The 2,752-nt window shown below is 71.6% G+C and carries 3 protein-coding genes and 1 pseudogene; 1 reads left to right on the forward strand and 3 read right to left on the reverse strand.

Features of this window, described 5'->3' with window-relative positions; all coding sequences use genetic code 11:
• Positions 1-304 precede the first annotated feature (304 nt).
• The 3 genes and pseudogenes from ACWD68_RS41685 to ACWD68_RS41695 form a co-directional block, all read right to left on the reverse strand.
• Positions 305-595, reverse strand: coding sequence for a hypothetical protein (locus ACWD68_RS41685; RefSeq protein ID WP_451811687.1), 291 nt, complete (start codon positions 593-595; stop codon positions 305-307).
• A 109-nt stretch (positions 596-704) separates the two neighbouring features.
• Positions 705-1,985: pseudogene (locus ACWD68_RS41690) on the reverse strand (ABC transporter transmembrane domain-containing protein); the annotation flags it as partial.
• Between the two features lie 392 nt (positions 1,986-2,377).
• Complete coding sequence (locus tag ACWD68_RS41695) at positions 2,378-2,512, reverse strand: SapB/AmfS family lanthipeptide (protein ID WP_451811686.1); 135 nt, start codon at positions 2,510-2,512, stop codon at positions 2,378-2,380.
• Positions 2,513-2,667: 155 nt separating this feature from the next.
• On the opposite strand from ACWD68_RS41695, the gene ACWD68_RS41700 reads away from it, so the two are divergent.
• A partial coding sequence (locus ACWD68_RS41700) for a helix-turn-helix domain-containing protein (protein ID WP_451811688.1) occupies positions 2,668-2,752 on the forward strand: 85 nt, incomplete at its 3' end.

A 2,752-nucleotide genomic window follows, 5' to 3' on the forward strand; every position in this document is an offset into this window, starting at 1 on the left:
ACCCGCAGAGCCGTGATGGTGACCGCGATGTGCGCACTGGCCGTGACAGGGGCGGGACTGACGGGGGACACAGCAAAGCGTGGAGGTGCAGGTGCTGTCTTGGCTCTCGATCAACACGGTGTGCGCGCTTGGTTCTCGCACCGCACGGCGTGCACCGTGCCCAATCAGGGGGACGGTGTTTCGCCCTGGGGGCGAAACCCCGTTTCCTGCCCTGCTCCGCAGGAGTCCGATTCCTCTCCGGCCTGAAGGCCGAGGCATCCTCGGAGGAACCCGGTGAGCCAGTGATCCCCCTTCTTGGGAGGTTTCAGCGTCCGGTGACCGTCTGGCTCGCGACCAGTTGGCGGTAGGGGGTGCAGCGTTCGAGGAGGGCGGGGTGGTCGCCGGTGTCGACGACGGTGCCCTCGTTCAGCATGATCACGTGCTGGGCGTGCCGGACGGTGGAGAGGCGGTGCGCGACGACGATGACGGCGCGTGTGTCGGCGAGGGTCTCCACGACGGCGCGGAACCGCTGCTCGTTGAGGCCGTCCAGCTGGCTGGTGGGTTCGTCCAGCAGCACGATGTCGGCGTCGGAGAGCAGGGCGCGTGCCAGTGCCATGCGCTGGCGCTGGCCGCCGGAGAGGTCCGGCGGCCAGTTCGCGGTCGTCGGCGCGGGTGGTGCGGCCGAGCTGGAGGTTCTCCCGGGCGGTGCCCTCCAGCAGGGTGAACGCCTGGTCGACGTAGGCGATGCGGGCGCGCAGCGCGTCCAGTGGCCAGTGCCGCGTGTCGTGGCCCAGGACGGTGATCGTGCCGGAGGAGGGCCGGATGAACCGGTCGATGAGGCTCAAGGTGGTGGACTTGCCGGCTCCCGAGGGCCCCACCACCGCGGTGAGTCCGGTGCGCGCGGTGGTGAAGGAGATCTGCCGCAAGGTGGTGCGGCCGGCCCCGGCGTGCGTGTAGGAGACGGAGTCGAAGACCACGGCCGGCGCGTCGGGCAGCGGGGTGGGGGCGGGTTTGTCGTCGTCGTGCGGGTCGTTCTCCGGGGTGAGGAGCAGCAGGTCGTTGCAGCGGTCCCGGGCGGCCAGACCGGACTGGAGCCGGCCCAGTCCGGTGGCCAGCGTGTTGACCGACGGGATGGCCTGCAGCAGATAGAGGAGGAACGCGGCGAAGGCGCCCGCGGTGATGTCACCGGCGGCGAGCCGGGCGCCTCCGGTGAGGATCACGGCGATCATCGCGAGCTGGTTGCCGAGGGTGAGCACGGCGGGGATCAGGGCGCCGAGACGGGCCCCTTGCAGGGAGACCGAGCGCAGCCGTTCCGCGTCCGCGGCCAGCGCCCGGGTGGCCACCGCCTCGGCCGGGTTGGCCTTGATCGTGGTGAGGGCCTCCAGGTTGGCGGTGAAGCGCTGGGCGATGTGGCCGACGGCGTCCTGCTGGCCGGTCACGTTGGCCCGCATACGGCGCAGGACCAGCGTCACCATCAGGGTGAGACCGGTCAGGGCGAGCAGCGTGACCAGGGTGAGGACCCAGTCGACCCACACCATCACGGCCAGGGTCGCCACGAGGGTCACGGTGGCGAGCGGCAACTGGCTCGCCACGTCGACGATCTGACGCAGCAGCAGGGTGTCGGAGGTGATTCGGGCGGCGAGTTCGCCGGTGCCCTGGGTCCGCACGACGGCCAGGGGCAGCCGCAGGGTGTGCTCCATCAGCCTGATGCGCAGCCGGTAGGCCATCCGCTCGCCGATGCGGGCGAGCAGGAAGCCGGAGAAGGCCTGGGCGAGGGCGCCGGCCGCGGCGGCCGCGCACATCAGTGTGATGTCGAGGCCCAGCGGGCGGTGGTCGGAGAAGTCGGTGATGACGTCCCGCAGCAGCAGGGGGAGGGAGAGCGCGGCGGCGGTGGCGGCCAGCGCGAGCAGCAGGGAACCGGTGAGCCGGCCGGGCTCGGCGGTCAGTTCACGGCGCAGCCGCAGCGGGCCTGCCGTGCGGGCGGGGCGCGCGGGCTCGTCGGCCACGGGGAACCTCTCTGGTGGACGAGGCGGTGCCGCACGTCGGCGCGCACCGGGCGGAGGAGCTGGGGGAGTTGCCGGGGGGCGAGAGCCCGGGCGCCGGGCTGGGGCTCCGGGACGGAGGGCCGGAACGGGTCCGAGGCCCGGGGGCTGAGGGGCCGGGGCCGGGGCGGAAAGCGGGGGGTGAGGACGTCGGCCGGGGGAGGCAACGTTGGGGCCGGGGCCGGGGCTGCGGCTGCGGCAGTGCGGTGCGGTCAGCGGTCAATGCAGTCAATGCAGTGAGTGCAGTCAGTGCGGTGCGCCGGGGCGGGGACGGTGGGCGACCGGCCGGGCCGCTGATGGCGGCCCGGCCGGCTGTGCCGCGCGCCTCTGCGGCGCGCTCTATGCGGTGACGTCGATCAGAGGCACAGGATCGTGCTCACGGTGCTGGTGCCGCAGTTGAGCACGCTCAGCGAGCTGGTGCTGGCGAGGGTGTCGTCGATGGGGGTGGCTTCGGTCTCGGGCAGGTCCATCGTCTGGAGGTCGAGGATCATCGGAACTCCTCCGTGGATACCCCGGCCTTCAGGCCGGGGAGGAAACGGATTCCTGCGGAGCAGGGCGGCGGGCTGGGATTCGCCGTCAGGGCGGATCTCAGTGCTCTGACCGGCAGGTTCGATCCTTCGCCAACGTTGATACTAATTTGTGGGCCGTGGCCACTTACGTGAAGCGGGCGTTCAAGTACCGCTTTTGTCCGACCGATGTGCAGGCGGCGGAGTTGTTGCGCACGTTCGGAT

The organism is Streptomyces sp. NPDC005141 (assembly GCF_053599975.1).

Excerpts from the sequence above, each read along its gene's own strand:
- ACWD68_RS41695 (WP_451811686.1), bottom strand. The coding sequence starts at position 2,512 with ATGATCCTCGACCTCCAGACGATGGACCTGCCCGAGACCGAAGCCACC.
- ACWD68_RS41685 (WP_451811687.1), bottom strand. The coding sequence starts at position 595 with ATGGCACTGGCACGCGCCCTGCTCTCCGACGCCGACATCGTGCTGCTG.